This is a genomic window from Streptomyces sp. ICC1, from assembly GCF_003287935.1.
In the GTDB taxonomy this organism is placed as follows: domain Bacteria; phylum Actinomycetota; class Actinomycetes; order Streptomycetales; family Streptomycetaceae; genus Streptomyces; species Streptomyces tritrimontium.
On the sequence record NZ_CP030287.1, the window covers coordinates 5,221,916 to 5,247,886 of the forward strand.

The 25,971-nt window shown below is 71.5% G+C and carries 20 protein-coding genes and 2 pseudogenes; 16 read left to right on the top strand and 6 right to left on the bottom strand.

Going from position 1 to position 25,971, the window contains the following annotated elements; genetic code table 11:
• The first annotated feature begins 108 nt into the window (after positions 1-108).
• Together DRB96_RS24680 and DRB96_RS24685 are read left to right on the top strand one after the other, a co-directional pair.
• Positions 109-2,232, top strand: a complete 2,124-nt coding sequence (locus DRB96_RS24680) for an FUSC family protein (protein ID WP_112450435.1) — start codon at positions 109-111, stop codon at positions 2,230-2,232.
• Between the two features lie 134 nt (positions 2,233-2,366).
• The gene (locus DRB96_RS24685; RefSeq protein ID WP_112450436.1) at positions 2,367-2,603 is read left to right on the top strand and encodes a DUF397 domain-containing protein; all 237 of its coding nucleotides are present in this window, start codon (positions 2,367-2,369) and stop codon (positions 2,601-2,603) included.
• A 97-nt stretch (positions 2,604-2,700) separates the two neighbouring features.
• Here the strand turns inward: DRB96_RS24685 and DRB96_RS24690 are convergent, their stop codons facing one another.
• A complete protein-coding gene (locus tag DRB96_RS24690; RefSeq protein WP_112450437.1) occupies positions 2,701-3,189 on the bottom strand; it encodes an ATP-binding protein in 489 nt (162 codons plus the stop codon).
• A gap of 369 nt (positions 3,190-3,558) precedes the next feature.
• On the opposite strand from DRB96_RS24690, the gene DRB96_RS24695 reads away from it, so the two are divergent.
• The 6 genes from DRB96_RS24695 to DRB96_RS24720 all read left to right on the top strand — a co-directional run bounded on the left by DRB96_RS24695 (position 3,559) and on the right by DRB96_RS24720 (position 10,330).
• Entirely contained in the window at positions 3,559-4,395 is an 837-nt protein-coding gene (locus DRB96_RS24695) for a helix-turn-helix transcriptional regulator (RefSeq protein ID WP_204358067.1), read from the top strand.
• A gap of 92 nt (positions 4,396-4,487) precedes the next feature.
• Entirely contained in the window at positions 4,488-5,945 is a 1,458-nt protein-coding gene (locus DRB96_RS24700; protein ID WP_112450439.1) for an aldehyde dehydrogenase family protein, read from the top strand.
• Between the two features lie 59 nt (positions 5,946-6,004).
• Positions 6,005-8,080: a penicillin-binding protein 2 gene (gene mrdA, locus DRB96_RS24705; protein WP_112450440.1), complete on the top strand. Its 2,076-nt coding sequence runs from the start codon at positions 6,005-6,007 to the stop codon at positions 8,078-8,080.
• 93 nt (positions 8,081-8,173) lie between these two features.
• A complete protein-coding gene (locus DRB96_RS24710; RefSeq protein ID WP_112450441.1) occupies positions 8,174-8,689 on the top strand; it encodes a DinB family protein in 516 nt (171 codons plus the stop codon).
• Positions 8,690-8,773: 84 nt separating this feature from the next.
• Positions 8,774-9,532 (top strand): MerR family transcriptional regulator, encoded by a 759-nt coding sequence (locus tag DRB96_RS24715; RefSeq protein ID WP_112450442.1) that lies wholly within the window; start codon positions 8,774-8,776, stop codon positions 9,530-9,532.
• Positions 9,533-9,628: 96 nt separating this feature from the next.
• Positions 9,629-10,330 (top strand): VTT domain-containing protein, encoded by a 702-nt coding sequence (locus DRB96_RS24720; RefSeq protein ID WP_112450443.1) that lies wholly within the window; start codon positions 9,629-9,631, stop codon positions 10,328-10,330.
• A gap of 147 nt (positions 10,331-10,477) precedes the next feature.
• On the opposite strand, the gene DRB96_RS24725 is transcribed toward DRB96_RS24720, so the two are convergent.
• Both DRB96_RS24725 and DRB96_RS24730 read right to left on the bottom strand, forming a co-directional pair.
• On the bottom strand, positions 10,478-12,139 hold the full coding sequence (locus DRB96_RS24725) for a threonine/serine exporter family protein (RefSeq protein ID WP_112450444.1): 1,662 nt from the start codon (positions 12,137-12,139) through the stop codon (positions 10,478-10,480).
• Between the two features lie 179 nt (positions 12,140-12,318).
• Positions 12,319-12,813 (bottom strand): inorganic diphosphatase, encoded by a 495-nt coding sequence (locus tag DRB96_RS24730; RefSeq protein WP_112453683.1) that lies wholly within the window; start codon positions 12,811-12,813, stop codon positions 12,319-12,321.
• Between the two features lie 165 nt (positions 12,814-12,978).
• Between DRB96_RS24730 and dacB the strand changes: the two genes are divergently transcribed.
• Positions 12,979-14,421, top strand: a complete 1,443-nt coding sequence (gene dacB, locus DRB96_RS24735) for a D-alanyl-D-alanine carboxypeptidase/D-alanyl-D-alanine-endopeptidase (protein WP_239516341.1) — start codon at positions 12,979-12,981, stop codon at positions 14,419-14,421.
• Between the two features lie 59 nt (positions 14,422-14,480).
• A complete protein-coding gene (locus tag DRB96_RS24740; protein ID WP_112450446.1) occupies positions 14,481-15,623 on the top strand; it encodes a zinc-dependent metalloprotease in 1,143 nt (380 codons plus the stop codon).
• 409 nt (positions 15,624-16,032) lie between these two features.
• On the opposite strand, the gene DRB96_RS24745 is transcribed toward DRB96_RS24740, so the two are convergent.
• Positions 16,033-17,517, bottom strand: coding sequence for an aldehyde dehydrogenase family protein (locus DRB96_RS24745; RefSeq protein WP_112453684.1), 1,485 nt, complete (start codon positions 17,515-17,517; stop codon positions 16,033-16,035).
• A 470-nt stretch (positions 17,518-17,987) separates the two neighbouring features.
• On the opposite strand from DRB96_RS24745, the gene DRB96_RS24750 reads away from it, so the two are divergent.
• From DRB96_RS24750 to DRB96_RS44915, 4 genes and pseudogenes are all read left to right on the top strand, one after another.
• Positions 17,988-19,403, top strand: a complete 1,416-nt coding sequence (locus tag DRB96_RS24750) for a serine hydrolase domain-containing protein (RefSeq protein WP_112450447.1) — start codon at positions 17,988-17,990, stop codon at positions 19,401-19,403.
• Positions 19,404-19,460: 57 nt separating this feature from the next.
• Positions 19,461-19,804: pseudogene (locus DRB96_RS24755) on the top strand (hypothetical protein); the annotation flags it as partial.
• Positions 19,805-20,266: 462 nt separating this feature from the next.
• Positions 20,267-20,776 carry a hypothetical protein gene (locus DRB96_RS44910; protein WP_239517757.1) on the top strand — a complete coding sequence of 170 codons (510 nt, stop codon included), beginning with the start codon at positions 20,267-20,269 and terminating at the stop codon, positions 20,774-20,776.
• Entirely contained in the window at positions 20,743-21,753 is a 1,011-nt protein-coding gene (locus DRB96_RS44915) for a hypothetical protein (protein ID WP_239516315.1), read from the top strand. The genes DRB96_RS44910 and DRB96_RS44915 overlap by 34 nt, the downstream gene beginning before the upstream one ends.
• Here the strand turns inward: DRB96_RS44915 and DRB96_RS24765 are convergent.
• Positions 21,748-22,926: a cytochrome P450 gene (locus DRB96_RS24765; protein WP_112450449.1), complete on the bottom strand. Its 1,179-nt coding sequence runs from the start codon at positions 22,924-22,926 to the stop codon at positions 21,748-21,750. The genes DRB96_RS44915 and DRB96_RS24765 overlap by 6 nt on opposite strands.
• A 47-nt stretch (positions 22,927-22,973) precedes the next feature.
• A pseudogene (locus tag DRB96_RS24770) lies at positions 22,974-23,693 on the bottom strand (IS5 family transposase).
• An 80-nt stretch (positions 23,694-23,773) separates the two neighbouring features.
• On the opposite strand from DRB96_RS24770, the gene DRB96_RS24775 reads away from it, so the two are divergent.
• Positions 23,774-24,591, top strand: a protein-coding gene (locus tag DRB96_RS24775) for an IS5 family transposase (RefSeq protein WP_112450450.1) whose coding sequence is annotated in 2 segments (ribosomal slippage) — positions 23,774-24,116 and positions 24,116-24,591 — 819 coding nt in all. Because the reading frame shifts where the segments join, the coding sequence is not laid out codon by codon here.
• Between the two features lie 22 nt (positions 24,592-24,613).
• Positions 24,614-25,906 carry a HEAT repeat domain-containing protein gene (locus tag DRB96_RS24780; protein WP_162688704.1) on the top strand — a complete coding sequence of 431 codons (1,293 nt, stop codon included), beginning with the start codon at positions 24,614-24,616 and terminating at the stop codon, positions 25,904-25,906.
• The last annotated feature ends 65 nt before the right edge of the window (positions 25,907-25,971 follow it).

A 25,971-nucleotide genomic window follows, 5' to 3' on the forward strand; every position in this document is an offset into this window, starting at 1 on the left:
GGCGCGGTGCCGACGGGCCGATGATCGGCGCTTCCGGGCGAAAACACCATGGATCGGGGCATGTCTGAAGAAGACCTGAAAGCCGACCCGGGCGTTACCCTTCGTGCCATGAGCTGGGTCCGGGCGCTGAAGGACACCGCCCGATCCGGGCTGAGGATCGAGCGGACCCGTCTCCAGCCCCTCGTCGCCGTCCGCGCCGCCGCCGGCCTCGCGATCGTGGTCGGCCTGAGCCTGGCCTTCCTCGGGCCCGGATCCGCCGCCAGCTCCGCCTTCGGTGCCTACATGGCGGCCATCGCCACCTTCCAGAAGAGCTGGCGGCCGCGCCCCGTCCTGGCGCTGGCCGCCGGACTGACGCTGGCCGTCTCCACCTTCATCGGCTACCTCGTCGGGTCCTCGCACGTCTTCGCCTTCATGCTGCTGCTCGCCGTGTGGTGCTTCGCGGCGGGCCTGATGTGGGCGGCCGGGCCCACCGCCGGCATGATCGCCTCCGGCAACGTCGCGATCATGCTGGTCACGGTCACCCTGCCCACCTCCGTGCCGCAGGCCGCCGGGCACGCCGCGCTGATCGCCGCCGGCGGGGTGGTCCAGGCCCTGCTGATCGTGCTCTTCCCCATCGGCCGCTGGGGCGCCCAGCGCGAGGCCCTGGCCGACGCGCTCGCCGCCGAGGCCGACTACGCGCGCCGCCTGCGCCACGACCCCGTCGCCTCCTTCGACCCGCAGCCGCTGATGAGGGCGCGCGACGCCGCGACCGTCACCTCCCGCCAGGCCCGCCGGCGCCCCGCCGAGCTGCACGGCGCGCGCGGGCTCGCGGAGCGGATCCGGCCCGTGCTGGCCTCGCTGGCGGACCCGGCGGTCGGCGCCCCCGCCGAGGGCCCCGCGCGGGACCGGGTGCGCGAGCTGCTCGCCGCGGCCGGGTCGGTGCTGGACGCCGCCGCGCTGGCGATCCGCCGCGGGGAACCCGTACGGCTGCCCGCGCCGGCCCTCGCGGTGCTGAAGGCGCCCGACACCGAGGACCTGCTGCGGGGCGCGCCGCTGCGGGCCGCGCGCCGGCTCGCGGCCCTGCTGGACGACGTGCTGGAGACCGCCGAACCGGGTTCCGGGCGCACCGCCGACCCCGGGGAGTCGATGCTGCGGCCCAGCCTGCCGGCGCTCGTGCCGATGGTGCTGGCCGCCGTACGGGCCGAGCTGCGCCCCGGATCGCCGATCCTGCGGCACGCGCTGCGCGTCACCGTCGTCGCCTGCGCGGGCTACCTCATCGGCCACGCGCTGCCGTTCGGCCACGCCTACTGGGCTCCGATGACCTCCGTCATGGTGATGCGCCCCGATTTCACGCAGACCTACACCCGGGCCGTCGCCCGCTTCGGCGGCACCCTGGTCGGGGTGGCCTTCGCGACCGCCGTGGTCCAGCTCGCGCATCCGGGGATGTGGCTGTCCGGGCTCCTGGCCGTGATCAGCGCGGGCCTGATGTACACGCTGATGCGCACCGGATACGCCGTCTCGATGGTCTTCGTCTCCGCGTACGTCGTCTTCCTGCTCGGCATGGGCGGCGTCCGCTGGGAGCAGACCGTGCCCGACCGGGTCGCCCTCACCCTGCTCGGCGGGATCCTCGCGATGGTCGCCTACGCCGTCTACCCGGCCTGGGAGACCCCGCGGCTGCGGACCCGGCTGGCGGACTGGGTGGCGGCCAACGGGCGGTACGCGGCGGCCGTGCTCGGGCAGTACGCCGACCCGGCCGGGGCCCGGCGCGGCGAGGTCCGGGAGGCGCTGCTGGCGGTCCGCGACGCCCGGGTCGCCTGGCAGGACGCGGTGGCCAGGGCCGAGGGGGAGCCCGTGCGCCACCGCGGGATCTCCCGGGCGGCGGCCGACGACGCGGGCCGCGCCCTGGCGGCGATGGGCCGGCACGCGATGCTGCTGGAGGCCCACTTCCCGGACCGCGGGCAGGCTCCGGTCCCCGGCGCGGCGGACCTGGCCAGGGCGCTGAGCACGGCGACGGAGGCGGGCGCGAAGGCGGTGCGCGAACGCCGGGTGCCCGAGTGGGACGGGGTCCGCGCGGTGCCGGCCGACTGGGGCGCCGGGGCGCCGGGCGTGCTGCGCGGGGCGGCCGGGCAACTGCTGGAATCACTGGACGAGGTCTCCGACGCGCTGCGCGGCGGACCCCGGCCCGGACCCCGGCCCGGACCCCCGCCCGGACAGGGAACAGCGCCGGGAACAGCGCCCGAGTCAGCGCCGTGAACCGGGCCGGGTCCGGGGCCGTGTCCCTAGCGGCGCCTGTGCCTCCGCTCATGCACGTGCATCTGCCCATGCATGCCGTCTTGAACACAGCTATGATCCCGTGCAGTTGACATCTGCACTATCGGGGGCTTCCTGTGGACCACGCGTACAACGGGATGGCAGCTGCAGAGCTTGACGGGGTGACCTGGCAGAAGAGCAGGCACAGCAACTCCCAAGGTTCCTGTGTGGAGTTCGCCAAACTGCCGGGCGGCGATGTCGCCATGCGCAATTCCCGGTTCCCGGACGGGCCGGCGCTCGTGTACACGCCGGCCGAGATAGAAGCACTGCTGCTGGGCGTCAAGGACGGCGAGTTCGATCACCTGATCAGCTGACAGAACCGGAAGACCGCCTGGATTCAAGCCATGCACGTGCACTGGCCGGGACCGATCGCAATGATCAATCCCGGCCGGTTGCCGTATTTGTGGCGGTTCAGTCCTGGAGCGTGAACAGCGCCCAGACGACCTTGCCGGTCAGCCGTCCCGCGAGCGGGTGCCAGCCCCAGCTGTCGCTGTAGGAGTCGACGAGGAAGAGCCCGCGCCCCGACTCCAGGTCGCAGTTGCGCTGCGCGGCCTCGGGCTGGAAGTTCCCGCCGGGCCGGTCCTCGCTGGGGTCGCGCACCGCACACACCAGCCGGGTGCTCCACCGCATCAGGTGCAGCCGCACCGGCGGCTCGCCCTCGCCCGCCGCCGACCCGGAATCCTCGGGCAGGGCATGGCGCAGCGCGTTGGTGACGAGTTCGGAGACGACCAGTGCCACGTCGTCGAAGCGTTCGTCGAGGCCCCACTGCGCGAGGGTGGAACGGGTGAAGGTGCGTGCTCCGCGCACCGCCTCGTAGCGGGCGGGCAGAGCGCATGAAGCGGACCCGGAGACAGCCGTGGGGTCGACCGGGGGAAGCCCCTGCCGTAACGGCTCGAGCATGGTCGATCCATTCGTCCCCATGCGAGGCACTCCCGGGATTCGAAAGAACTGCGGGGCACGCAGGTGCGCGGGACCATGCTTCCGAATGCGGAAGCCGGATGCAAGGGCAGATGCACGTGCACGCGCCGGACCTGTCCACTCCCGTGCCGATTCTTGCTCATTTCTTCCTACGCGTACTTACGGACTTCTTTTACGGCGGGGCGGATTCCGTTACAGAACGAGTACGGTCCGATGCGTTTTGGTGGCAGACTGCGGGCCCTGAGGGGCACGGGGGCCTCTGCGACGCAGCCATCAAACGGTGCAGTCATCAAGCGCCGTAACCGAGACGTGGGGAGGGCAGGACTAGTGACCGCAGAAGCCAGTGGTTCTGTGGTGCGCCGCATCCTCCTGGGTTCGCAACTCAGGCGACTCCGAGAATCCCGCGGCATCACCCGTGAGGCGGCCGGCTACTCGATCCGCGCATCCGAATCGAAGATCAGCCGCTTGGAGTTGGGAAGGGTGAGCTTCAAGTCCAGAGACGTCGAGGACCTCCTCACGCTCTACGGAGTCACGGACGGCGCGGAGCGGGAGTCCCTCCTGGGGCTGGTCCGCGAGGCCAATGTGGCCGGCTGGTGGCACAGCTACGGCGACGTCCTGCCGGGCTGGTTCCAGACGTACGTCGGACTGGAAGGCGCCGCCTCCCTCATCCGCATCTACGAAGTCCAGTTCGTGCACGGCCTGTTGCAGACCGAGGCCTACGCCCAGGCCGTCGTCAGCCGCGGCATGCCCGGCGCCGGCCGCGCCGAGATCGACCGCCGCGTCGCCCTGCGCCTGGAGCGCCAGAAGGTCCTCGTCTCCGAGAACGCGCCCGTCTTCCACGCCGTGCTCGACGAGGCCGCGCTGCGCCGCCCGTACGGCGACCGCGACGTGATGCGCGGTCAGCTGGAGCACCTCATCGAGGTCTCACAGCGGCCGAACGTACAGCTCCAGGTCATGCCGTTCTCCTTCGGCGGACACTCCGGCGAGAGCGGCGCCTTCACCCTGCTGCGCTTCCCCGAGTCCGACCTGCAGGACGTCGTCTATCTGGAACAGCTCACCAGTGCCCTCTACCTGGACAAAGACGAGGAAGTGGCGCAGTACGAACGGGCGATGCTGCGCCTCCAGGCGGACTGCCCCGACCCCGACCGGACCCGGGATCTCCTCCGCGGTCTCCTCCAACTGTCTTGATTCGCACGTAGTATGACGTCTGATCAGTGCATGACGATGACCGTTGGGTCTCCGGTGCAGCGCAAGGACGCGCGCTCGCAGTAAGGGATGGCATGTCCATATTCGACGACCTGGCCCACCAGTACATCGACGGCGAATGGCTGGCCGGCAACGGTTCGTGGGACATCATCGACGTCAACCCGTACAACGGGGAGAAGCTCGCGGCCATCACCGTGGCCACCGTCGAGCAGGTCGACCAGGCGTACCGGGCGGCCGAGCGCGCCCAGAAGGAATGGGCCGACACCAGCCCCTACACCAGACGAGCCGTCCTGGAACGCGCCCTGCGGATCACCGAGGAGCGCGAGAAGGAGATCGTCGAGGCGATGATCGACGAGCTCGGCGGGACCCGTCCCAAGGCCGAGTACGAGGTCCACCTCGCCAAGGAGTTCCTCCGCGAGGCCATGCAGCTCGCCGTCCGCCCCGAAGGCCGCATCCTGCCCTCGCCCGTCGAGGGCAAGGAGAACCGGATCCAGCGGCTGCCCGTCGGGGTCATCGCCGTGATCAGCCCCTTCAACTTCCCCTTCCTGGTCACCATGAAGTCGGTCGCCCCGGCCCTGGCGCTGGGCAACGCGGTGGTCGTCAAGCCCAACCAGAACGCGCCCGTCGTCGGCGGCGGGGTCATCGCCAAGATATTCGAGGAGGCGGGCCTCCCGGCCGGCCTCCTCAACATCCTGGTCACCGACATCGCCGAGATAGGCGACGCGCTCCTGACCCATGCCGTCCCCAAGGTGATCTCCTTCGCCGGCTCGGACCGGGTCGGCCGGCACGTCGGCGCGGTCGCCGCCCGCCACTTCAAGCGCACCGTCCTGGAGCTCAGCGGCAACAGCGCGCTCGTCGTCCTCGACGACGCCGACCTCGACTACGCGGTGGACGCGGCCGTCTTCAGCCGCTTCGTCTACCAGGGCCAGGTCTGCATGGCCGCCAACCGCATCCTGGTCGACGCCTCCGTCGCCGAGGAGTTCACCGAGAAGTTCACCGCCCGCGTGCGCGCCCTGAAGACCGGCGACCCGCACGACGCCGACACCCACATCGGCCCCCTGATCAACTCCTTCCAGGCCGACGCCCTCACCGCGCTCGTCGACCGCGCCGTTGAGGCCGGGGCGAGCGCCCTCGTACGCGGCTCTACGCGCGGCAACCTGGTCGAACCCACCGTGCTGGCCGGCCTTCCCGAGGACTCGCCGCTGCTGGCCCAGGAGATCTTCGGCCCCGTCGCGCTGCTGGTCGTGTTCGACGGCGAGGACGAGGCGGTCCGCCTCACCAACGCGACCCCCTACGGGCTCAGCGGCGCCGTCCACACCCGCGACGTCGAGCGCGGGGTCCGCTTCGCGAAGCGCATCGAGACCGGGATGATCCACGTGAACGACTCCACCATCGGCGACGAGCCGCTGGCCGCGTTCGGCGGGGAGAAGGCCTCCGGCATGGGACGGCTGAACGGCGAGGCCACCATCGAGGCCTTCACCACCCAGAAATGGATCTCGGTTCAGCACGGCCGGACCCGGTTCCCGTTCTAGCGGCGCGGGCGTCCTAGACTCGGGCGGGTCAGGCCAGCACCGTCCGGGGGAGAGCCGAGTTGAGCAACATACCGGAGACCGGGCGCACGCCACGGGTCCTCAACCGGCTCGTCATGATCCAGATCGTGGTGTTCTCGCTGCTGCTGACCCTCGGCGGGCGCCTGTGGTACCTCCAGATACGCAACGGCCAGGAATACACGGACGAGGCGAAGAACAACCACACCCAGCAGGTCGTCCAGCCCGCCGTGCGCGGCGCCATCCTCGACTCCCGCGGGATCCCGCTCGCCGACAACGAGACGCGCATGGTGGTCTCCGCCAGCCGCACCGAGCTCTCCAAGACGAAGGACCGCGGCAAGCAGACCCTGACCGAGCTCGCCGGGGTCCTGGGCCTCGACCCGCAGAGCGTGATCGACGGCGTCCGGCTGTGCGACGCCAAGACCCCCAAGCCCTGCTGGAACGGCTCCCCGTACCAGCCGATCCCCATCACCGACGAGGCGACGACCGACCAGGTCCTGGAGATACGGGAGCATGCCGAGCGGTTCCCCGGCATCACCGCCGAGCCCACCGCCCTGCGCCGCTACGCCGGGCCCGACGGCGCGAACACCTCCCAGGTGCTCGGCTACCTCTCGCCGGTGACCGACGAGGAGATCACCAGGGCGAAGAGCTCCGACTCCCCGTACCTGCGCTCCGACCAGGTGGGCCGCAGCGGCCTGGAGCGCACCTACGACAAGGAGCTGCGCGGCAAGGCGGGCATCACCCGCTACGAGGTGGACAACCTCGGCCGCGTCCTCGGCGAGGGCGTGAGCGACAAGGCGCAGCCCGGCGCGAACATCGTCACCTCGATCGACTCCCGGGTGCAGGCGGTGGCCGAGCGCGAGCTCAACAACGCGATGATCGAAGCCCGCAAGGGCTACGACAAGAACACGCGCCGCAACTACGAGGCCGACTCCGGCGCCGTCGTGGTCATGGAGGCCAAGACCGGCCGGGTCGTCGCCATGGCCTCCAACCCGACGTACGACCCGAACGCCTGGGTCGGCGGCATCTCCGCGAAGGACTACGCCTCCCTCACGGACAAGGAGTCGAACCACCCGCTGCTGAACCGCGCCATCCAGGGCCAGGCGGCCCCCGGCTCGATCTTCAAGGTGGTCTCCTCGACGGCGGCGGTCAACGCCGGCTACCCATTCAACGCCCGCTACGGCTGCCCGAGCAGCTACTCGGTCGGCAGCCAGGTCTTCACCAACTTCGAGTCCCAGGGCTACGGCGACATCACCATCGGCAAGGCCCTGGAAGTCTCCTGCGACACCGTCTACTACGCCATCGCCGACAAGGAGTGGAAGAAGGACGGCGGGATCAAGCCCAAGGCCCAGCCCGGCGACTGGTTCTTCAAGACCGCCCACGAGTTCGGCCTCGGCAAGCCCACCGGCATCGACCTGCCCAGCGAGGTCCCCGGCCGGGTCCCCGACCGCCAGTGGAAGAAGGACTTCTTCGAGGCGAACAAGGCCGCCTGGTGCCGCGACGGCAAGAAGGACGGCTCGTACGCCGAGAAGATCGCCTACGAGAACTGCCGCCAGGGCAACCAGCTGCGCGAGGGCGACGCGATCAACTACTCCATCGGCCAGGGCGACACCCTCGTCACCCCGATCCAGATGGCCTCCGTCTACGCCGCCATCGCCAACGGCGGCACCCTGCACCAGCCCAGCATCGGCAAGGCCGTGGTCAGCGCCGACGGCACCTCGGTCAAGGAGATCGCGCCGAAGGAGCAGGGAAAGCTCCCGATGGACGCGAAGCTCCGCGACAACATCGACGGCGCCCTGGCCGACGTGGCCACCACCGGCAGCGCGGCCTGGCGCTTCGGCGGCTGGCCGCAGAAGCAGATCCCGATGCACGCGAAGACCGGTACGGCCGAGGTCCAGGGCAAGCAGACCACCTCGTGGTTCGCCTCGTACACCGAGGACTACGCGATCGTGATGACGATCTCCCAGGGCGGCACCGGATCCGGGGCCTCGGGCCCGGCCGTCCGCAAGATCTACGAGGCGATGTACGGCCTGGACGCGAAGGGCGCGCAGGACCTTTCCAAGGCCCTGCTCCCCGAGCCGCGGACCGAGCTCCCGCCGGTCCGCCAGGAAGGTCAGTGATCCGGCTTGATTCAGGACGGAACCTGACCGCAAGGCTCCGTAACGTGATTCTTGTCAGCAGGAGCAAGAACCACGGAAAGCAGGCGGTCGGCCATGGCTCAGATTTCCACGGAGGTCCCCGGTGACGAGCGCGGCACGCTCCTCTCCTTCGTCGAGGCCCAGCGGGCCGCCCTGCGCGAGGCCGCGCAGGGGCTGACCGGGGAGCAGGCGGCGAGCCGGCCCAGCGTCAGCGAGCTCTCCCTGTCCGGGCTGCTCAAGCACGCGGCGCAGTGCGAGCTCAACTGGCTGCGGATGGCGCAGCAGGCCGCGCCCGGCGAGGGCGAGGGCCGGGAGGAGTCCTGGGGCGATGCCTTCCGCCTGGTCGAGGGCGAGTCCGTGGAATCCGTCCTGGCCTTCTGGGCCGGGGTCAGCCGGGAGACGGAGGCCTTCATCGCCGCCGTCCCCAGCCTCGACGACAGCTTCCCGCTGCCGCCGGCCCCGTGGTTCCCGGCGGACGCCAAGGTCTCGATGCGCTGGATGCTCCTGCACCTGGTGGAGGAGTTCGCCCGCCACGCGGGCCACGCGGACATCATCCGCGAGTCCATCGACGGCACCCGCGCCATGGGCTAGCACGGCCGGTCCCCCGTAGGGCTTGCACCTCACGCCGCGTGAGGGACCACAGTGAAGGGCGTACCCAACCAGAGGAGCGGGAAGATGGGCTACTCCGTGGGCCAGGTCGCCGGATTCGCCGGAGTGACGGTGCGCACGCTGCACCACTACGACGAGATCGGGCTGCTCTCCCCGAGCGGCCGCAGCGGTGCGGGGCACCGGCGGTACGACGACGCCGACCTCGACCGGCTGCAGCGGGTCCTGTTCTACCGGGAGCTCGGCTTCCCGCTCGACGAGGTCATGGTCCTGCTGGACGACCCGGAATCGGACCCGAGGGAGCACCTGCGCCGGCAGCACGCCCTCCTGACCGACCGGATCGCCCGGCTCCAGCAGATGGCCGAGGCCGTTGAGCACGCCATGGAGGCGAAGAAGATGGGCATCAACCTCACGCCCGAGGAGAAGTTCGAGGTCTTCGGGGACAAGGACCCCGAGCAGTACGCCGAGGAGGCCGAGCGCCGCTGGGGCGGCACCGAGGGCTACGCCGAGTCGCAGCGCCGGGCCGCCGGCTACACCAAGGACGACTGGAAGCGGATGCAGGACCAGGTCGCCGACTGGGGCGCCCGGTACGAGGCCCTCATGGAGGCCGGTGAGAGCGCCGAGGGCGAGCGCGCGATGGACCTGGCCGAGGAGCACCGCCTGCACATCTGCACGTGGTTCTACGACTGCACGTACGAGGTGCACACGGGCCTGGGCGAGATGTACGTGGCCGACGAGCGGTTCAAGGAGTTCTACGACTCCATGCGCCCGGGCCTCGCCGAGCACCTGCGGGACGCGATCATGGCGAACGCCGTCCGCAAGGCGTAGGTGAAGTGGTCGTGCCGGTCCCTGGAACCAGCCGGGGGCGGTGTGCGTTCATAATTGGACGGACACCCCCCCCGATTCCAGGAGAGCCCGGAACTCGTGAACACGCTTGCGCTTGGCCCTGAGTGGATCTCCCCGGAGTATCTGATCGGGCATTTCGGTCTGATCGGCATCCTGGTCATCGTCTTCGCGGAATCGGGCCTCTTCGCGTTCCTGCCCGGGGACTCCCTGCTCTTCACGGCGGGCCTCTTCGTCGCGAGCGGCATCATCAGCCAGCCGCTGTGGCTGGTCTGCACCCTGATCGTGGCCGCCGCGATCCTCGGTGACCAGGTCGGATACATGATCGGCAAGGTCTTCGGGCCGAAGATCTTCAACCGGCCCGGCTCCCGGCTCTTCAAGCGCGAGAACCTCGACGCGGCACACGACTTCATGGAGAAGCACGGCCCCAAGGCCATCGTGCTCGCGCGCTTCGTGCCGATCATCCGCACCTTCGCGCCGATGGTCGCGGGCGCCACCGCGATGAAGTACCGCACCTTCCTGATGTTCAACATCATCGGCGGCATCCTGTGGGGCGCGGGCGTCACGATCCTGGGCTACAAGCTGGGCCAGTTCGAGGTGATCAAGAACAACGTCGAGCCGATCTTCATCGGCATCGTCCTGATCTCCGTGATCCCGGTGGTCTTCGAGGTGCTGAAGGCACGCAAGAACAAGAAGGCGGCGGGGGAGGCGGGCGCGCAGTCCGGCTCCGGGGACGACCCGCAGGCCTCGGGCCAGCGCAGCGGCCGCCACGCGAAGCGCTGAGGCCCCGCCAGGCCCCGTACGCACGATGCCCCGCGCGGCCGGATCCCCGGCCGCGCGGGGCATCGGCGTGTCCGGGCAGGTCCGGTCCGGGCCGGTCCGGTCCGGTCCGGTGGACCTTTCCGGTCACGGCACTGGCCGGCTGGCCGGCTAGAAGCCGCGGGTGCGCTTCGCCGCTCCGCGCTTGGCCGCGCTGGCCGCTCCGGGGATCCGCATGAACAGGCGGGACACCTCGGAGCCGAGGTTGACGCCGATCGCGATGGCGAGCGCGATGGCCGCGGCGTTCGTGAGCGAGCCCAGCCCCTCGTTCAGCCGGTTCTCGGCGATCAGGAGCAGCCCGTAGTACGTCGCCGAGCCCGGCAGCAGCGGGCCGATCGCGGCCGTGACGAAGGGGAGGGCCGAGGAGAACCGGTGCCGGGCCAGGAGCTGGCCGAAGAGGCCGACCAGTCCGGCCGCGATCGCGGTGGACGGCACCGGCGGCATCTTGGCGGCGTAGTGCAGGGCCCCGTAGACGACCCAGGCGACCCCGCCGTTCAGCGTCACGAACCACACGGTGGAACGTTCCTGCTGGAGCAGGATCGCGAACGTGAACACCAGCACCATCGAGGCGGCGATCTGGAGCAGCGGCCGCTGGTCGATCTGGAGGACGTCCTCCGGCTGCGGATCGGAGCCGAACTGGACGCCGACGAAGAGCACCACCAGGACGCCCATGATGATGCCGATGAAGAGGTACATGACCTCCAGCAGCCGGGCGGAGGCGGTGATGTAGTAGCCGGTCAGACCGTCCTGCACGGCTGCGACCAGGGCCCGCCCCGGCAGCAGCGCGAACAGTCCGCCGGTGATCACGGCCGACGAGCGCACGTCGAACTCGGTGAGCTTCAGGGCCACGCCCATCGCGGCCGGCGGCATCGCCGCGACCACGAACTGGTAGAACTCCGGCAGCCCGCGCCCGGCGCAGAGCCAGGCCAGCCGGTCGCCGAGCATCGCCCCGAGTGCGGCTGCGAAGAACACCAGTACGCCACCGCCGACCAGCGTGGAGGCCGCGCCGGCGAGCAGCCCGGCGGCGGCGGTGAGCATCCAGCCGGGGTACGGGTGCCGGTTGCGGCGGATCTCGGCGAGCCGGCGGTACGCGTCCTCCAGCGAGATCTCGACCTCGTGCGCGGTGATGTCGTTGACGAGGCTGAACACGGCCGAGAGCCGGGTGTAGTCGGTGCCGCGGCGGCGGACGGTGCGGTTCGCCGAGACGGGGTCGTCCACCAGGGAGGGCTGGTGGGTGATCGAGAGCAGGGTGAAGGTGACGGTGGGCTCGCAGCGGTCCAGGCCGTAGCTGCGGGCCACGGCGAACATCGCGGCCTCCACGTCCTCGGCGCCCTCGCCGCCCGAGAGCAGCAGCTCGCCGATGCGCAGCGTCAGGTCGAGCACGCGGCCCACGGCGGGCCCGGTCTCCGCGGCCAGCCGCTGGGCGGGCTCCGGTACCGGCCGGACGTCGACCGGCATGCGCAGCATCGTGCGCATGCGGTCCTGCCAGGGGGACTCCTTCATCCGGGTGACGGGGAAGCCCTGGGGGCCCGTGTAGGCGGGCGGGGAGTGCGCGGCGCTGTAGGTGTGCGGGGTGGCGAAGGCGGAGGCTGGGCCATCGGGGTCCACCGGCAGCGAGGCGAGCCCGTCGGGGACGGCGAACTCCGAGGTCGGCTGCTCCTCCTCGGCCACCTCGGGGTCCACTCCGACCCCGTCCGGCCGCGAGAAGGCGCTGCGCGCCTCGTCCGACTTCGGCTTCCGGTCCTCGGTCCCGGATGCTTCGCCCTCCGCCACGCGTCCTCCAGTCCCCGGCCAGCCCGTATCAGTATGCGGAACGCTTCGGTCCCGGGCGAAAGCGAGGTGCGGCCGCGGCGTACCCGGGCACGACAACGGGCGGCACCCCCGGAGGGGTACCGCCCGCGGTGTCACAGGGGCGGTCGGGCGAACCCGGCCCGCCCGTCACCGAGCGGAGCTCAGTGGTGGTCGCCCTGCGCCTCGAGGCGCTTGTAGGAGGCCTCGATCTCGGCCTCGGCCTCGGTGCGGCCGACCCAGTTCGCGCCCTCGACCGACTTGCCCGGCTCCAGGTCCTTGTAGACCTCGAAGAAGTGCTGGATCTCCAGGCGGTCGAACTCGGACACGTGGTGGATGTCGCGCAGGTGCTCGACACGCGGGTCGGAGGCCGGCACGCACAGCAGCTTGGCGTCGCCGCCCGCCTCGTCCGTCATGTTGAACATGCCGATCGCGCGGCACTTGATCAGGCAGCCCGGGAAGGTCGGCTCGTCCAGGATGACCAGCGCGTCCAGCGGGTCGCCGTCCTCGCCGAGGGTGTTCTCGACGAAGCCGTAGTCGGCCGGGTAGCTGGTCGAGGTGAAGAGGCGACGGTCCAGGCGGATCCGGCCGGTCTCGTGGTCCACCTCGTACTTGTTCCGCGAACCCTTGGGGATCTCGATGGTGACGTCGAACTCCACGTCCTGCTCCTCCATGATCAGCTTCATTGCTTTCGAGACTGCGTTTGATTCACCTGCGTGCGCGGGCGCCCCGGCCCTGTCGGGTGGGGTGCCATGCTCGCGGCAAGACGCAGTGGTTAAGTGTCCCTCACGCATATGTGTGATCGCGAAAGGGGCTGGTCCGAGGTGCCATTGGTCAAGACGTGGCAGCTCATCGCGGTGTCGGCCGTCGCCGGCCTCGCCCTGTCGGCCGCGACTGTCGCCGCCGCGGGTCCCTGGGACTCCGGCCAGCGTAAGGCCGAGCGGGACGAGGCCGCCTCTTGGGGCCGTACGGGTGGCGCAGATCACGGTCGCGGCGGGGACGGAGCGCAGCCCCAGGCCGCCCCGAGCGCCCCCGGAGTGCTCCCCGGCGTACGGTCCGCCCCCGCCGGCACGGGCACCCGCGCCGAGACCGTGGACGCCGGATCACTGGCCGCCGCGCTGCGCCCGCTGCTCGCGGACCGGTCCCTGGGCACCGCCCGCGGCGCCTCCGTCGTCGACACCGCCACCGGCGAGGTCCTCTACGAGTCCGGCTCCCGCGAGGCCATGACACCCGCCTCCACCGTCAAGATCGCCACCGCCGCGGCCGCGCTCGCCGCGCTCGGCCCCGAGCACCGGATCCGCACCACGGTGGCGCCCGGAGCCGGCCCCGGCAAGATCGTCCTGGTCGGCGGCGGCGACCCCTCGCTCACCGCGAAGAAGAAGGCCCCGGCCGGCTCCGGCGGCAGCCTCGTCGCCCTGGCCGCCGACACCGCGCAGGCGCTCAAGGCCGCCGGCACCGAGAGCGTCTCCCTCGGCTACGACGACTCCCTCTACACCGGCCCGGCCCGCCACCCGATCGGCGTCAACGACAACATCGCCCCGGTCACGGCCCTGACGGCCGACGAGGGCCGCCCCGACGAGTCCTTCTCCGGACCCGTCAGACGCAGCGAGGACCCCTCCCGGGACACCGCCCGCGCCTTCGCCGCCCTGCTGGCCGAACGCGGCGTCAAGGTGACCGGCGAGCCCGCCCGGGCCAAGGCCCCCGCCGGCGCCGTACCGCTCGCCGAGACCCTCTCGCCCCCGCTCGCCGGACTCGTCGAGCGGATGCTGACCCACAGCGACAACGACATCGCCGAGGCGCTGGCCCGCCAGACCGCGCTGGCCGCCGGAGCGCCCGCGAGCTTCGAAGGCGTGGAGAAGACGCTCGGCGCCAAGCTGGCCTCGATCGGCGTCGACACCTCCGGCTCCCGGTTCGCCGACGGCAGCGGGCTGAACCGCGAGGACAAGGTCAGCGCCGGACTGCTGACCGCCGTCCTGGCCAAGGCCGCCGATCCGCAGCGGCCCGAGCTGCGGCCCGTCCTGACCGGACTGCCCGTCGCCGGCTTCACCGGCACCCTGCGCACCCGCAACGCCGGCAGCTCCCCGGCGGCCGGCCTGCTCCGGGCCAAGACCGGCACCCTGACCGGTGTGAACTCCCTCGCCGGCACCGTCGTCGACCCCTCCGGCCGACTGCTCGCCTTCGCGTTCCTGACCGCGAACACCGCCGACGCGGGCGCCGCCGAGAAGGGCCTCGACAGGCTCGCGGCAGCCGTGGCCGGGGCTTCCTAGCGCAGGGCCGCCCGCGCCGGGGGATCCCGCCCGCGCGCCGGTCCACGTACGGTTGACGCATGACGAGCATCGGTGGTGCGGAGATGGTCGACTGGAACCTCGCGGTGGCGACCGCGACCCGGCTGGTTCGGCCCGGCCCGGAGGTCAGCCGGGAGGAGGCGCGCGCCGTCGTGGCGGAGCTGCGCAGGCACGCCAAGACCTCCGAACGGCACGTGCGCGAGTTCACCCGGATGATGCCCGAGGGCTCGGCCCCGCCCGACACCCCCGTCCTCGTCGTGGACCGGGCCGGCTGGGTGAAGGCCAATGTCGCCGGCTTCCGCGAGCTCCTGGCACCGCTGCTCGGCAAGATGCAGGAACGCCGCGCGGGCACCCCCGGCGGCGCCGTCCTCGGCGCGGTCGGCGGCAAGGTCACCGGCGTGGAGCTCGGCATGCTGCTCAGCTTCCTGGCCTCCCGGGTGCTCGGCCAGTACGAGACCTTCGCGCCGGCCGCCCTGGACCTGCCGGGCGCGGCCGCCGGCGGCCGGCTGCTGCTCGTGGCGCCGAACATCGTGCACGTGGAGCGCGAGCTGGAGGTGGACCCGCACGACTTCCGGCTCTGGGTCTGCCTGCACGAGGAGACGCACCGTACCCAGTTCACGGCCGTCCCGTGGCTCCGCGAACACATCGAGGGCGAAATCCAGACGTTCCTCGGCGCCACCGAGGTCGACCCGATGACCGTCCTGGAGCGGCTGCGCGAGGCCGCCCAGTCCTTCGCCGGAGCCCGCCCCGAGGCGGAGGGCGGCGACGAGGGCCGCTCGCTGGTCGAGCTCGTCCAGACCCCCGAGCAGCGCGAGGTGCTGGCCAGGCTCACGGCCGTCATGTCCCTGCTGGAGGGCCACGCCGACTTCGTCATGGACGGGGTCGGGCCCGAGGTGGTGCCCTCGGTCGCCGAGATCCGGGAGAAGTTCCAGCAGCGCAGGGCCAGCGGAGCGGGCCGGCTCGACGGGGCGCTGCGCAAGCTGCTCGGCCTCGACGCGAAGATGCGCCAGTACCGCGACGGGGAGCGGTTCGTCCGCGCCGTCGTCGGCCAGGTCGGCATGGACGGCTTCAACCGGGTCTGGACCTCGCCGAACACGCTGCCGACGAAGGCGGAGATCGCCAAGCCCGCGGACTGGGTCGCCCGTGTCCACCGCAAGGGGAGCGAACAGAGCGAAGAGGTGTGACGGGAGAGGCGTGAAGATGTCCCTCTGGGGGAAGCAGCGTCACCCGTCCGAGGGACCGTGGGGCGTGGAAGGGCGTGCGATGCTCGGGGAACGGCTCGGTTCTGTCACCATCATCGCACTCTGAGTGACAACCCCCCGTCCGCGGGGGGAAACCGGACAGCACCCGGCACAGCACCCTCCCCCACGCCTCCCGAGCGCCTCCGAGGCATCCGAACTCCACCGAAGGGCACCGGCACATGGGTCCCCATCCTGCGGTCGCGGCGATACGCCTGGCGGTCCGCCGCGCACTCCACGACGTCCTCACCGACCTCACCGACCGACCCGCTCCCGCACCCCGCGTAGGCCGCCCCGGCCGCGATCCACCGCCGGCCCGCCGCCGCGGCCGCGGTGGGCGCGCGCTGCTCCTCCTTCAGCCAGCGAACCAGCGCACGGGGCGCGGGGCGAGGTTCTGGTACACGTGTTTGGTCTCGCGGTACTCGGCCAGGCCCGACGGGCCCAGTTCGCGGCCGGTGCCGGACTTTCCGAAGCCGCCCCACTCGGCTTGCGGGAGGTAGGGGTGGAAGTCGTTGATCCAGACGGTGCCGTGGCGCAGCCGGCCCGCCACGCGGCGGCCGCGGCCCGGGTCCGAGGTCCACACCGCTCCGGCGAGTCCGTACTCGGTGTCGTTGGCGAGCGCGACGGCCTCGGCCTCGGTACGGAAGGTCTCGACGGTCAGCACCGGCCCGAAGACCTCCTCCCGCACGACGCGCATCCGGCGGTGGCAGCGGTCCAGCACCGTCGGCCGGTAGAAGTAGCCGGGCGCGTCGGGGCGCATCCCGCCGGAGCGGAGTACGGCTCCCTCGGCGAGGGCGGAGGCGACGTACTCCTCGGTGCGTTCGCGCTGGGCGGCGGACACCAGCGGTCCGCACTCCACGCCCGGGTCGGTTCCGCGGCCGAGGCGGATCCGGTCGGCCCGGCGGGCGAGTTCGGCGACGAAGCGTTCGGCGACGCTCTCCTCGACGATGAGCCGGGAGCCGGCGGAGCAGACCTGGCCGCTGTGCATGAAGGCGGCGTTGAGGGCCTGGTCAACGGCGGTGTCGAAGCCCTCCTCGGTGGCGCAGGCGTCCGCGAAGACGACGTTGGGGTTCTTGCCGCCGAGTTCGAGGGCCACCTTCTTGACCGTGTCGGCGGCCGCGCGCATCACCTTCGTACCGCTGGTGAGTCCGCCGGTGAAGGAGACGAGGTCGACGTCGGGGTGGGCGGCGAGGCGCGCGCCGACGGGTTCGCCGGGGCCGGTGACCAGGTTCGCGACGCCGGCCGGCAGGCCGGCCTCCGCCAGCAGGCCGATGAGGGCCACCGTGGACAGCGGGGTGATCTCGCTGGGCTTGAGCACGAAGGTGTTGCCCGCAGCGAGGGCGGGGGCGATCTTCCAAGAGGCCTGGAGGAGCGGGTAGTTCCACGGGGCGATCAGGGCGCAGACCCCGACGGGCTCGTGGACGACGACGCTGTGGACGTCGGGGGTGCCGGCGTCGATCACACGGCCGGCGCTCTCGCCGGAGACGAGGTCCGCGAAGTAGCGGAAGGCGTCCGCGACGCAGTCCACGTCCACCCGGCCCTCTTCCAGGGTCTTGCCCGCGTCGCGGCTCTCCAGCAGCCCGAGGGGTTCGCGGTCGCGCTGGAGCAGGTCGGCGACGCGGCGGAGCAGGGCGGCCCGCTCCAGGACGGGGGTCTGCGGCCACTCCCCGCCGTCGAAGGCCGCGCGGGCCGCGCTGACGGCCGCGTCGGTGTCCGCGATGCCGCCCTCGGCGACGACGGCGAGGACCGTGGCGTCCGCCGGGTCGAGGACCTCTCGGGTGGCTCCTGATACCGCTGAACGCCAGGTCCCGGCGATGTGGATGGTCGTCTGCTCGGACACGACGCGCTGTACCTCCGATTCCGCCACCGCGGCGTGCCCGCGGTGGTACTGCTCGTGCCCGGTTGCCCAGGTCCGCGGAAGCCATGTCCCAAACGTCACCGGAAGTGACGGGAGTCACTCCCCGTCGCCACGGGGAGAGACGAGACAGATCGGTATATATCGGATGCCACTGGAGGGCCTCCCCCGGCCGGTTCGGCGCAGCACGAGGGTCGGCCCGCACCTGCGGGTGCAGCGCGGCCGACCGCGGCACCGCCTCCCGGCACTCGGCGTCGCCGGTCCTCCCGGCCGTCCGGTGAAGACGCAGGTCATCCCGGCCGGCCGGTGCCTGAGAGCGCGGAGACGGCCGGGCCGTCCGGTCGGGCCGGACGGGACGAGGCGTCCCGCCCGCGGCCCTTCCCTTGTCGGCCCCTCCTGCGTACCTTCGCCGCTGCCGAGCGCACCGCCCGGCAGCATCGACACGGGGGAGAGCGATGAGAGGCACACGCAGAACACGCACCGCGCACACCACACACACCACGCGCACCGTACGGGGCCGCCTCGCGGTGGTCGCCGCGGCCGTCCTGGTCGCGGCCACGGGCCTGCCGTCCACACCGGCCGCCGCGCACGCCGGCCACGAACCGCTGCGCGCCGCCATGCGCGCCGCCATGCGCGCCGAGGCGGGAACGGCCGTCGGCGGCGACGGGATCCCCGGGGTGATCGCCCGCACCTACAAGGACGGCGTCTCCTGGACCGGTACGGAGGCCACGGACGCGGGAACACCCGTACGCGATCCGGACGGCCCCTTCCGGGCCGCCTCGATCACCAAGATCTTCACCGCGACGACCGTGCTCCAACTCGTCGCCGAGGGCCGGGTCCGCCTCGACGACGACGTGTTCGGCCTGCTGGGCCCGGTCCTGAAGACCAACCCCGCCGCGGGCTGCAACCTGGGCACGGGACAGTGCTTCAACCCGCCGCCCGGCAGCCCGCCCGTCACCGTGCGGAACCTGCTCCAGCACTCCAGCGGCGTCTTCGACTACCTAGGCGACCTGGGGGTGCTGGCGAGCGCCGGCAGCAGCTTCCCCCACCTCCCCGAGTACTCCGCACAGCAGCTCGTCGACGAAGGCGCCTCCCACGGACCGCAGTTCGCGCCGGGCGCCGGGATGCACTACAGCAACACCAACTACGTCCTGCTCGGCATGGTCATCGAGCGGGTGACCGGACAGCCGTGGGCGGACGAGATCACCCGCCGGGTCATCCAGCCGCTCGGCCTCAGCCACACCGTGCTTCCCGGATCCACGGCCACCCTGCCGACTCCGCACGACCAGTTCTTCACCAACTACCTTCGGCCGCGCGGGCTGTTCGGGCACTTCTCCGTCCCGGCAGCCGACTGGAACCCGTCCATCGGCGGCGCGGCCGGAGCCGTCGTGTCCACCAGCGGCGACCTGGTCACCTTCATCCGCGCCCTGCTCGGCGGCCGACTCCTGCCCCCGGCACAGCTCGCGCAGATGATGACCGACCTGAACCCCACCGGGGCCGGAGCCCCCGGCCCGCTGCCCGGCATCCCCTGCGACCCGGCCCGCGCCTGGCCCGAGTGCATCGTCAACCCGGCCATCAGCACGGCCAGTTCGGGCGACAGGGCGACGCCCGGTTACTGGTACGCGAGCCGCCCCTGGAAGGCCGTCCAGGCCGATTACGGACTCGGCCTCACCCGCCGCACGATCACCTGTGCGAACGGCTCCACCGTCACGCTGTACGGGCACAACGGGGGCGGATTCGGCTCGTTGAGCTACCTCTACTCCACGGCGGACGGCAGTCACGCCATCGCGCTCAACATGAACGGCGACTGGCCGCTCTGGGAGATGTACAGCCTGAACGGCATGCTGGCGGCCGAATTCTGCACCGCCTGACGGCCCCCGACCCCAGGTGCGCGAAGCTCCCCCGACACCGCGCGCACGGAGGGAGACACCGGGGGCGAATTCAACCCGGCCAAGGGCGTCTACGTCGGCCTGTGCGCGGTCACCGGTGCGCCGGCGCCGCCAAGCCCACGCCCTGCCTGGGCGGTTCGGACCGGGCAGGGCACCACCGGCGCCTCTCGCACTGGGTCAACAACACCTTCGGCGGCACCCTGCCCAACACCTCCGCCTTCGGGGCCGGCGGAACCTTCAACGTCACCATCCACGTCAAGGCCGACCTCGGCAACGGCCAGATCTGCGGCGAGACCGTCGAGTGCGCGATCGTCACCCGCGCGGACCACTTCAACTCGAGCAACCGCAAGTACGACGTCCACGTCCCGATGACCTTCAACTAGTGCTGTGGAGCCCCGTCCCACCCACTCCCCCAGGTCACGCCACGAGGATGTCATGACACCCCAGCGCCCCGTCACCCCCGCCCGTGCGGGCGCCGCCTCGGCGGCACCCGCGCTCGTGCTCGCCTCCGCGGCCTCGGCCTCGACCTCGGCAGCCTCCCCGGTGAACGCCGCCGGCACGGAGCGCACCGCACTGGGACCGGGCGGACAGCGGTTGGCCGTGTCCGCCGCGTCCGGTCTGGATCCGCGCGGCCAGACCGTCCGCGTGACGGGGGCGGGGTACGACCAGGCGAAGGGCGTGTACGTCGCCCTCTGCAAGGACAACGGCGACAGCCGGGTCCCGGCCCCCTGCGCCGGGGGCGCCGACACGTCCGGCGGCGCCAAGTCCTCGCAGTGGTTCGTGCCCAAGGGGGATCCGCACGCAGGGGCGTTGGGGGTCCCGTATGGCGAAGGGGGCCGCGCGACATGCTGCTGCACCCCGACTCCCGCAAGCTGTACGGCGGTTCGGCGGACCGGCGGGACACCGCCGACGCCAACGAGAGCGGGCTGCACGTCCTCGACCCGGCCGACGGCACACTGCGCGGCAGCGTCACGCAGGCGCCCGGGCCCACGGGTGCGCCGGGCCGGCGGGCCGTGCGGCAGCTGATCGCCCCGCTGCCGGGCGACGGGGTGGTCTTCTCCTACCCGCTGCGCGGGATCGGCACGGCCAAGGACGGGGACGCGGCCGCCGCGGGCGCGTGGGTGCCGGGCGGCGGCGTCACCGACGCCGCACCCGGGGTGACCCCCGGCACGGTACTGGTCGCGCAGGGCTCCGTCCTGTCCGAGGTCGACATCGCGACGGCCGCGGTCAGGCGCACCCTCACCCTGGACGGCGGAGACGGCTTCGCGGTGGACGCGGCCCGACGGTCTCGGTCTGGTTCACCGACGCCGACCACCGCAAGGTGTACCGGGTCGACACCGCCACCTTCCAGCTGACCGCCACCGTCGAACTCCCGCCGGGCGAGGGCTACACGGGGTTCACCGAGGTGGATCCCGCGGCGGGCGCGGTGTGGGTGGGCCTGGACACCTCGGTCGTCGTCCACGACGCCGACAGCAGGCGGACGGGCGTGATCAAGGGCACCGACCTGCCCCGCGCGGCTCGGTTCGACGCCGCCACGCACCGGGCGTACGTGGTCTGGCAGGACTCCGGGGATACGTCGCAGCCGGGCAGCGACAACAACGGGGTACCCGCTGTGTACCACGCCACCGACCTCAAGGAGGCAGCGGCGACGACCGTACTGCCCGCAAACCACGGCCAGTTGGGCTTTGCCTCGCTCGCGGTCGCGCCCGGCGGCGCGGTGGTGTTCGTGTCGAACCCGGCCGAGGGGCGGATCGCCCGGCTGGAGCGGTCCGTCTCCCCCACCGTCACGCAAGGTCCCACCGACCGGACGGTGACGGCGGGCGAGCGGGTCGTGCTGACCGCGGACGCGTACGGCACCCCAAAGCCCGCGGTGGCCTGGCAGGTCAGCGCGGACGCGGGCAGGACCTGGCAGCCGGTGGAGGCGGGCACCTCCGTCCACTCCTTCACGGCCCAGGCCGCCGACAACGGCCGTTGCTACCGGGCGGAGTTCCGGAACACGGCGGGCACCAGCCGCACCAAGCCGATCACCCTCACGGTGACCGCGGCCGGGACCGGCACCGACGGCGGTACGGGCACTCCCGGCACTCCCGGCACCTCCGGCTCCACCGGCGGTGCCACCACCGCGGCCGCGAGCACGGGCGCCGCCTCCGCCTCCGGCTCCGGCTCCGGCGGCACGGTCGGCGGCACCGGCGCCACGGCCAACGACGGCTCCCTCGCCTCCACCGGCGCCGGCGCTGCCACCCTCGCCACCGCCGCGGCCGCGCTCACCGCCACCGGCTGGATCCTCGTACGCCGACGACGGCGCACCGGGTCACCGCGGGCCGCGTCATGACGTCTTGTACGCCACCGGCAGCTCGACGAGGCCCCGCGCCCGCAGGGACGGCCTCCACCGGGCGTCGGGCTCGGCCAGGTCCAGGCCGGGGAACCGGTCGAGGAGCGCGGCCAGCGCGATCTCGACCTCGGCGCGGGCCAGGGGTGCGCCGATGCAGTAGTGGATGCCGTGCCCCAGCGCCAGGTGGCCCGAGGTGTCGCGGTCGAAGTCGAGCTCGTCCGGGTGCGCGAAGCGCGCGGGATCGCGGTTGGCGGCCGAGAGGGACAGCAGGACCGTTTCACCCGCGGGTACGCGGACCTCTCCGATGGTGACGTCGACGGTGGGGAAGCGGCGGATCGCAAGGAGCGCCGACCCGTCGTAGCGTGCGAGTTCCTCGACCGCGGCCGGGAGCTTCGAGGGATCGCGGCGGAGTTGTGCCAGGCGTTCGGGATCGTCCAGGAGTGCGTGGATCGCGTTGCCGATGAGCTGGACGGTGTTCTCGTAGCCGGCGACGAGGATGAGGAAGGCGAGCGAGGTCAGCTCGTCCTCGCTGAGCCGGTCCCCGTCGGTGTCGCGGACCGCGATCAGGTCGGAGAGCAGGTCGCCGGCCGGGTTCTCCCGCTTGTGTGCGATGAGTTCGACGAAGAAGGTCAGCATCGACCCCACCGCGTGCTTCGCGGCCTGGGGTCGGCTGGGGTCCGGCGCGATGAGTGCGTCGGTCCAGGAGCGGAAGTCCTCGCGCCGGTCCTCGGGGACTCCGAGCAGGTCGCAGATGACGGTGATCGGCAGTGGGGCTGCGTAGGCCGCGATCAGGTCGGCGGTGCCGTCCGGGCCGAGCGCGTCGAGGAGCCGGTCCGCGGTCCGGCGGATGGGGGCCCGCAGCCCCTCCACCCGGCCGGGGGTGAATGCGCGGCTCACGAGCTTGCGCAGGCGGGTGTGGTCCGGCGGATCCATGTTCAGGAGGTTCGCGTCGAGGGCCGGCGGCAGTGACAGCCCCCGGTAGCCGCCCTCCCCCGCGTTCTTCTTGTCGAGGGACAGGCGTGGGTCCGCGAGCGCCGAACGGACGTCGTCGTACCGCGTGACGAGCCATGCCGGCTCACCGCCGGGCCCCGCGATCCGATGCACCGGCTCCGTGTCACGCAAGTACCGGTAGGCGGCGTGCGGCTGGTTGATGAGCTCGCCCTGAAGATCCATAGGGTCACCCTAATGCCGTGATCGGAACGGTCTTCTTGGAACTCATCTCATTTGGCCAGTCTGCGGTAGCAGATAAGGGTGCAGGCGATGCCGGCGAAGGCGAGAAAATGCTCGGCCTCGCGTTCGTAGCGGCGGTGCGGCCGTCGACAGCCGGCGAGCCAGGACATGGTCCTTTCGACGACCCATCTGTGGCGACCGAGCCGTTGTGAGGACTCGACACCTCTGCGGGCGATGCGGTGCTTGATGCCACGTCCCGCGTAACCATCTCCGCAGGTGGGCAAAGTCGTATCCCTCACTGTCGTGCGGGTTCGCACCCGAAATCCTGACCGACAGGGGCAGACCGGTCCGCTCCGTGATCAAGTAGATCTTCGACCCGAACTTGCCCCGGTCCACAGGATCCGGACCTGTCAGGTCCCCCTTTTCAGAGCCCGCATGTTCACCGATTCGATCGCACAGCGGGACCAGTCCAACTCGCCGCGGGCGCCGAGCTCGTCGAGGACCAGGCGGTGGAGCTTGGCCCACACCCGGGCCCTGCTCCACTCGGTGAACCGCCGGTGAGCTGTCGCCCCCGACGGCCCGAACGATGCCGCAGGCACCTGCTGCCAGGTACAACCCGACGTCCCAACGAACACGATCGCGGCAAGCACCTCCCGGTCGCCGTGCCGGCGCCGACCACCGCCCTGCGGCCGCGACGGCGCCTCCGGCACCACCCGCTGGAACAGCTCCCACAACTCGTCCGGCACCAGCCGTTCAACGATCCCCACCATGGCCGACAGCCTACCGCGAAGCCCAAATGAGATGACTTCTTAGACCGTGTCCTATGTGGTGAGGCGTCGTTGACCTCTATATGGGGCGGGGTACTTGGAGTTGGATTGTTCCGGACGGGTTGTGGGAGATCGCGGAGCCGCTGATCCCACCATCGAAGGTGCGGTCGCAGGGCGGCGGGACGCGGGACACGCCTGATGAGACGCTGTTCGCGGCGATCATCTACGTGTTGGTCAGCGGGTGTGCCTGGCGGGCTCTGCCACCGTGTTTCGGGATATCGAAGTCGACGGCCCACCGCAGGTTCCTGATCTGGTCACGGGCCGGAGTGTGGGGCCGGCTGCATGAGGAGATCCTGCACCGCCTCGACGACGCCGGCCTCCTTGACCTCTCCCGCGCGGTCCTCGACTCCGCCCATGTGCGGGCTAAAAAGGGGGCGAACTCACAGGTCCGAGCCCCGTGGACCGGGGCAAATCGGGCTCCAAGATACACGTCCTGTCGGACGCGAACGGCCTGCCCCTCCTCGTCGGCGTCGCAGCAGCCAACACCCACGACAGCCTCGCGCTGAAGCCCATGATCATGGGTCACCAAACGAGACACGACCCCTACCGGGGTCGCCACTTCAAACCCCACCGCCTCCACGCCGACAAGACATACGACGTCCCCCACCTGCGAAAATGGTTACGCGGTAAACGGATCGGGGTCCATATCGCACGCAAGGGAGTCGAGTCATCGGAACGGCTCGGACGGCGAAGGTGGGTGATCGAGCGGACCATGTCCTGGCTGACCGGCTACCGCCGGCTCAACCACCGCTACGAACGCCATCCCCGCAACTACCTGGCATTTCTCGGCCTCGCGGCAGCCCTCTGCTGCTACAAGCGCCTCGTCCGCCTCACCACATAGGACACGGTCTTATTCGGAGGCGGTGGGCACGTCGGCCGTCGATGATGTGCCGATGAGCCAGAACCAAGTCGACGCACTGCGACGGGCCGGATCCGCCACCGGACACCCCGAGTTCGCCGAGCGCATGGTGGAGGCGCTGCGGGAGGGATTCCGGGTCCTCGAAGCCCTGCCACCAGAGGATGCGTTCTGGCGCGGCTGGGCGAATGGGCACGCAACGGTCCACAAGCTCGGCGTCCTCGCCGAGGAGCGGCTGCGGCGCGATCCCGCGGACCGGACGGCGCGGTGGACGCTCGTCGCCCTCGCGCTCGCCCACGGCGCCAATGACGGCGGGCTGTCTCTGCTCGGTCCAGCCATTGCCGACGATCCGACCGTCGTGGCAGACGCGCTGGTCATTGCGGACTGGGCCGGTCAGGAGATCGGACTCGACCTCACCGCCGAGTTGCGCGAAGCGTGTGGGTGGGGGGATCGCAACGCGCTGGAGTCGCTGGGACGGGTGGAGGGCGGGGAGGCCGCGCGGGTGGCGTTGCGTGTTCTGGAGCCGCTGGCTGCTCTTCCCGGCTCTGCCGGTTCCGGCGGAACGGCAGTGACATTCCGCGGAGTTGGCGGAACTGCGGACGAACTTTTCGCCGGGGCATTCCGTGAGATCGCCGCGGATGCGGATGCCGTGCCCTGTCTGATCGCTCTGCACGGCCGCCCCACGCGGGAGGTCTTCGAGCGCGCCGCGCGCCTCCTGGCCTGCGAGGATCCGGTCGAACGGGAACTGGGAGCAAGGGTCTTGCGCGAGCTGGGCCCGTACGACGCCGAGGGCCGTCGGCCGTTCCACACGGAAACCGTCGATGTCGTCGTGGCCGAGATGGGCGACGAGCCCGATCCGGGGGTCCTCGGCTGGATGATCTCGGTGCTCGGGTACCACCGTGCCCGCCGGGCCCTCGACCTGGTGCTCGACCTCCAGTCTCATCCCGCGCAGCCGGTACGGTTCGCGGTCGCCGCCGCGCTGCCCGGACTGGCGGATCCGGAGCGGACGGAGCGTCGAGTCCTGGAGGCGCTCCTGCGGCTGGCCGAAGACGACAGCGGCGCTGTGCGCTGGTACGCCCTGTACGCGTTGTTCAACGAGACGGCCGGGGTCGGCTCCGCGCAGCGCAGAACGTGGGCCACTCACTTGACCGGGCGAGCCGACGCCGACATCGACATCGACTCGAACTCCGGCCCCGAGCGCCGCGCAGAGCTATCGCAGTTGGCCACGGCCCTTGACGACCAGGCCGATGCCGCCCTGCTCGACATCCTCGCGCAGACGACCGGCCCGACCGGCCCGTGAGGACGGCCGGCTCCTCGGCGGTCAGTCGGCCCGGCGACCCCGTCCGGTCACCGCACCGGACACGA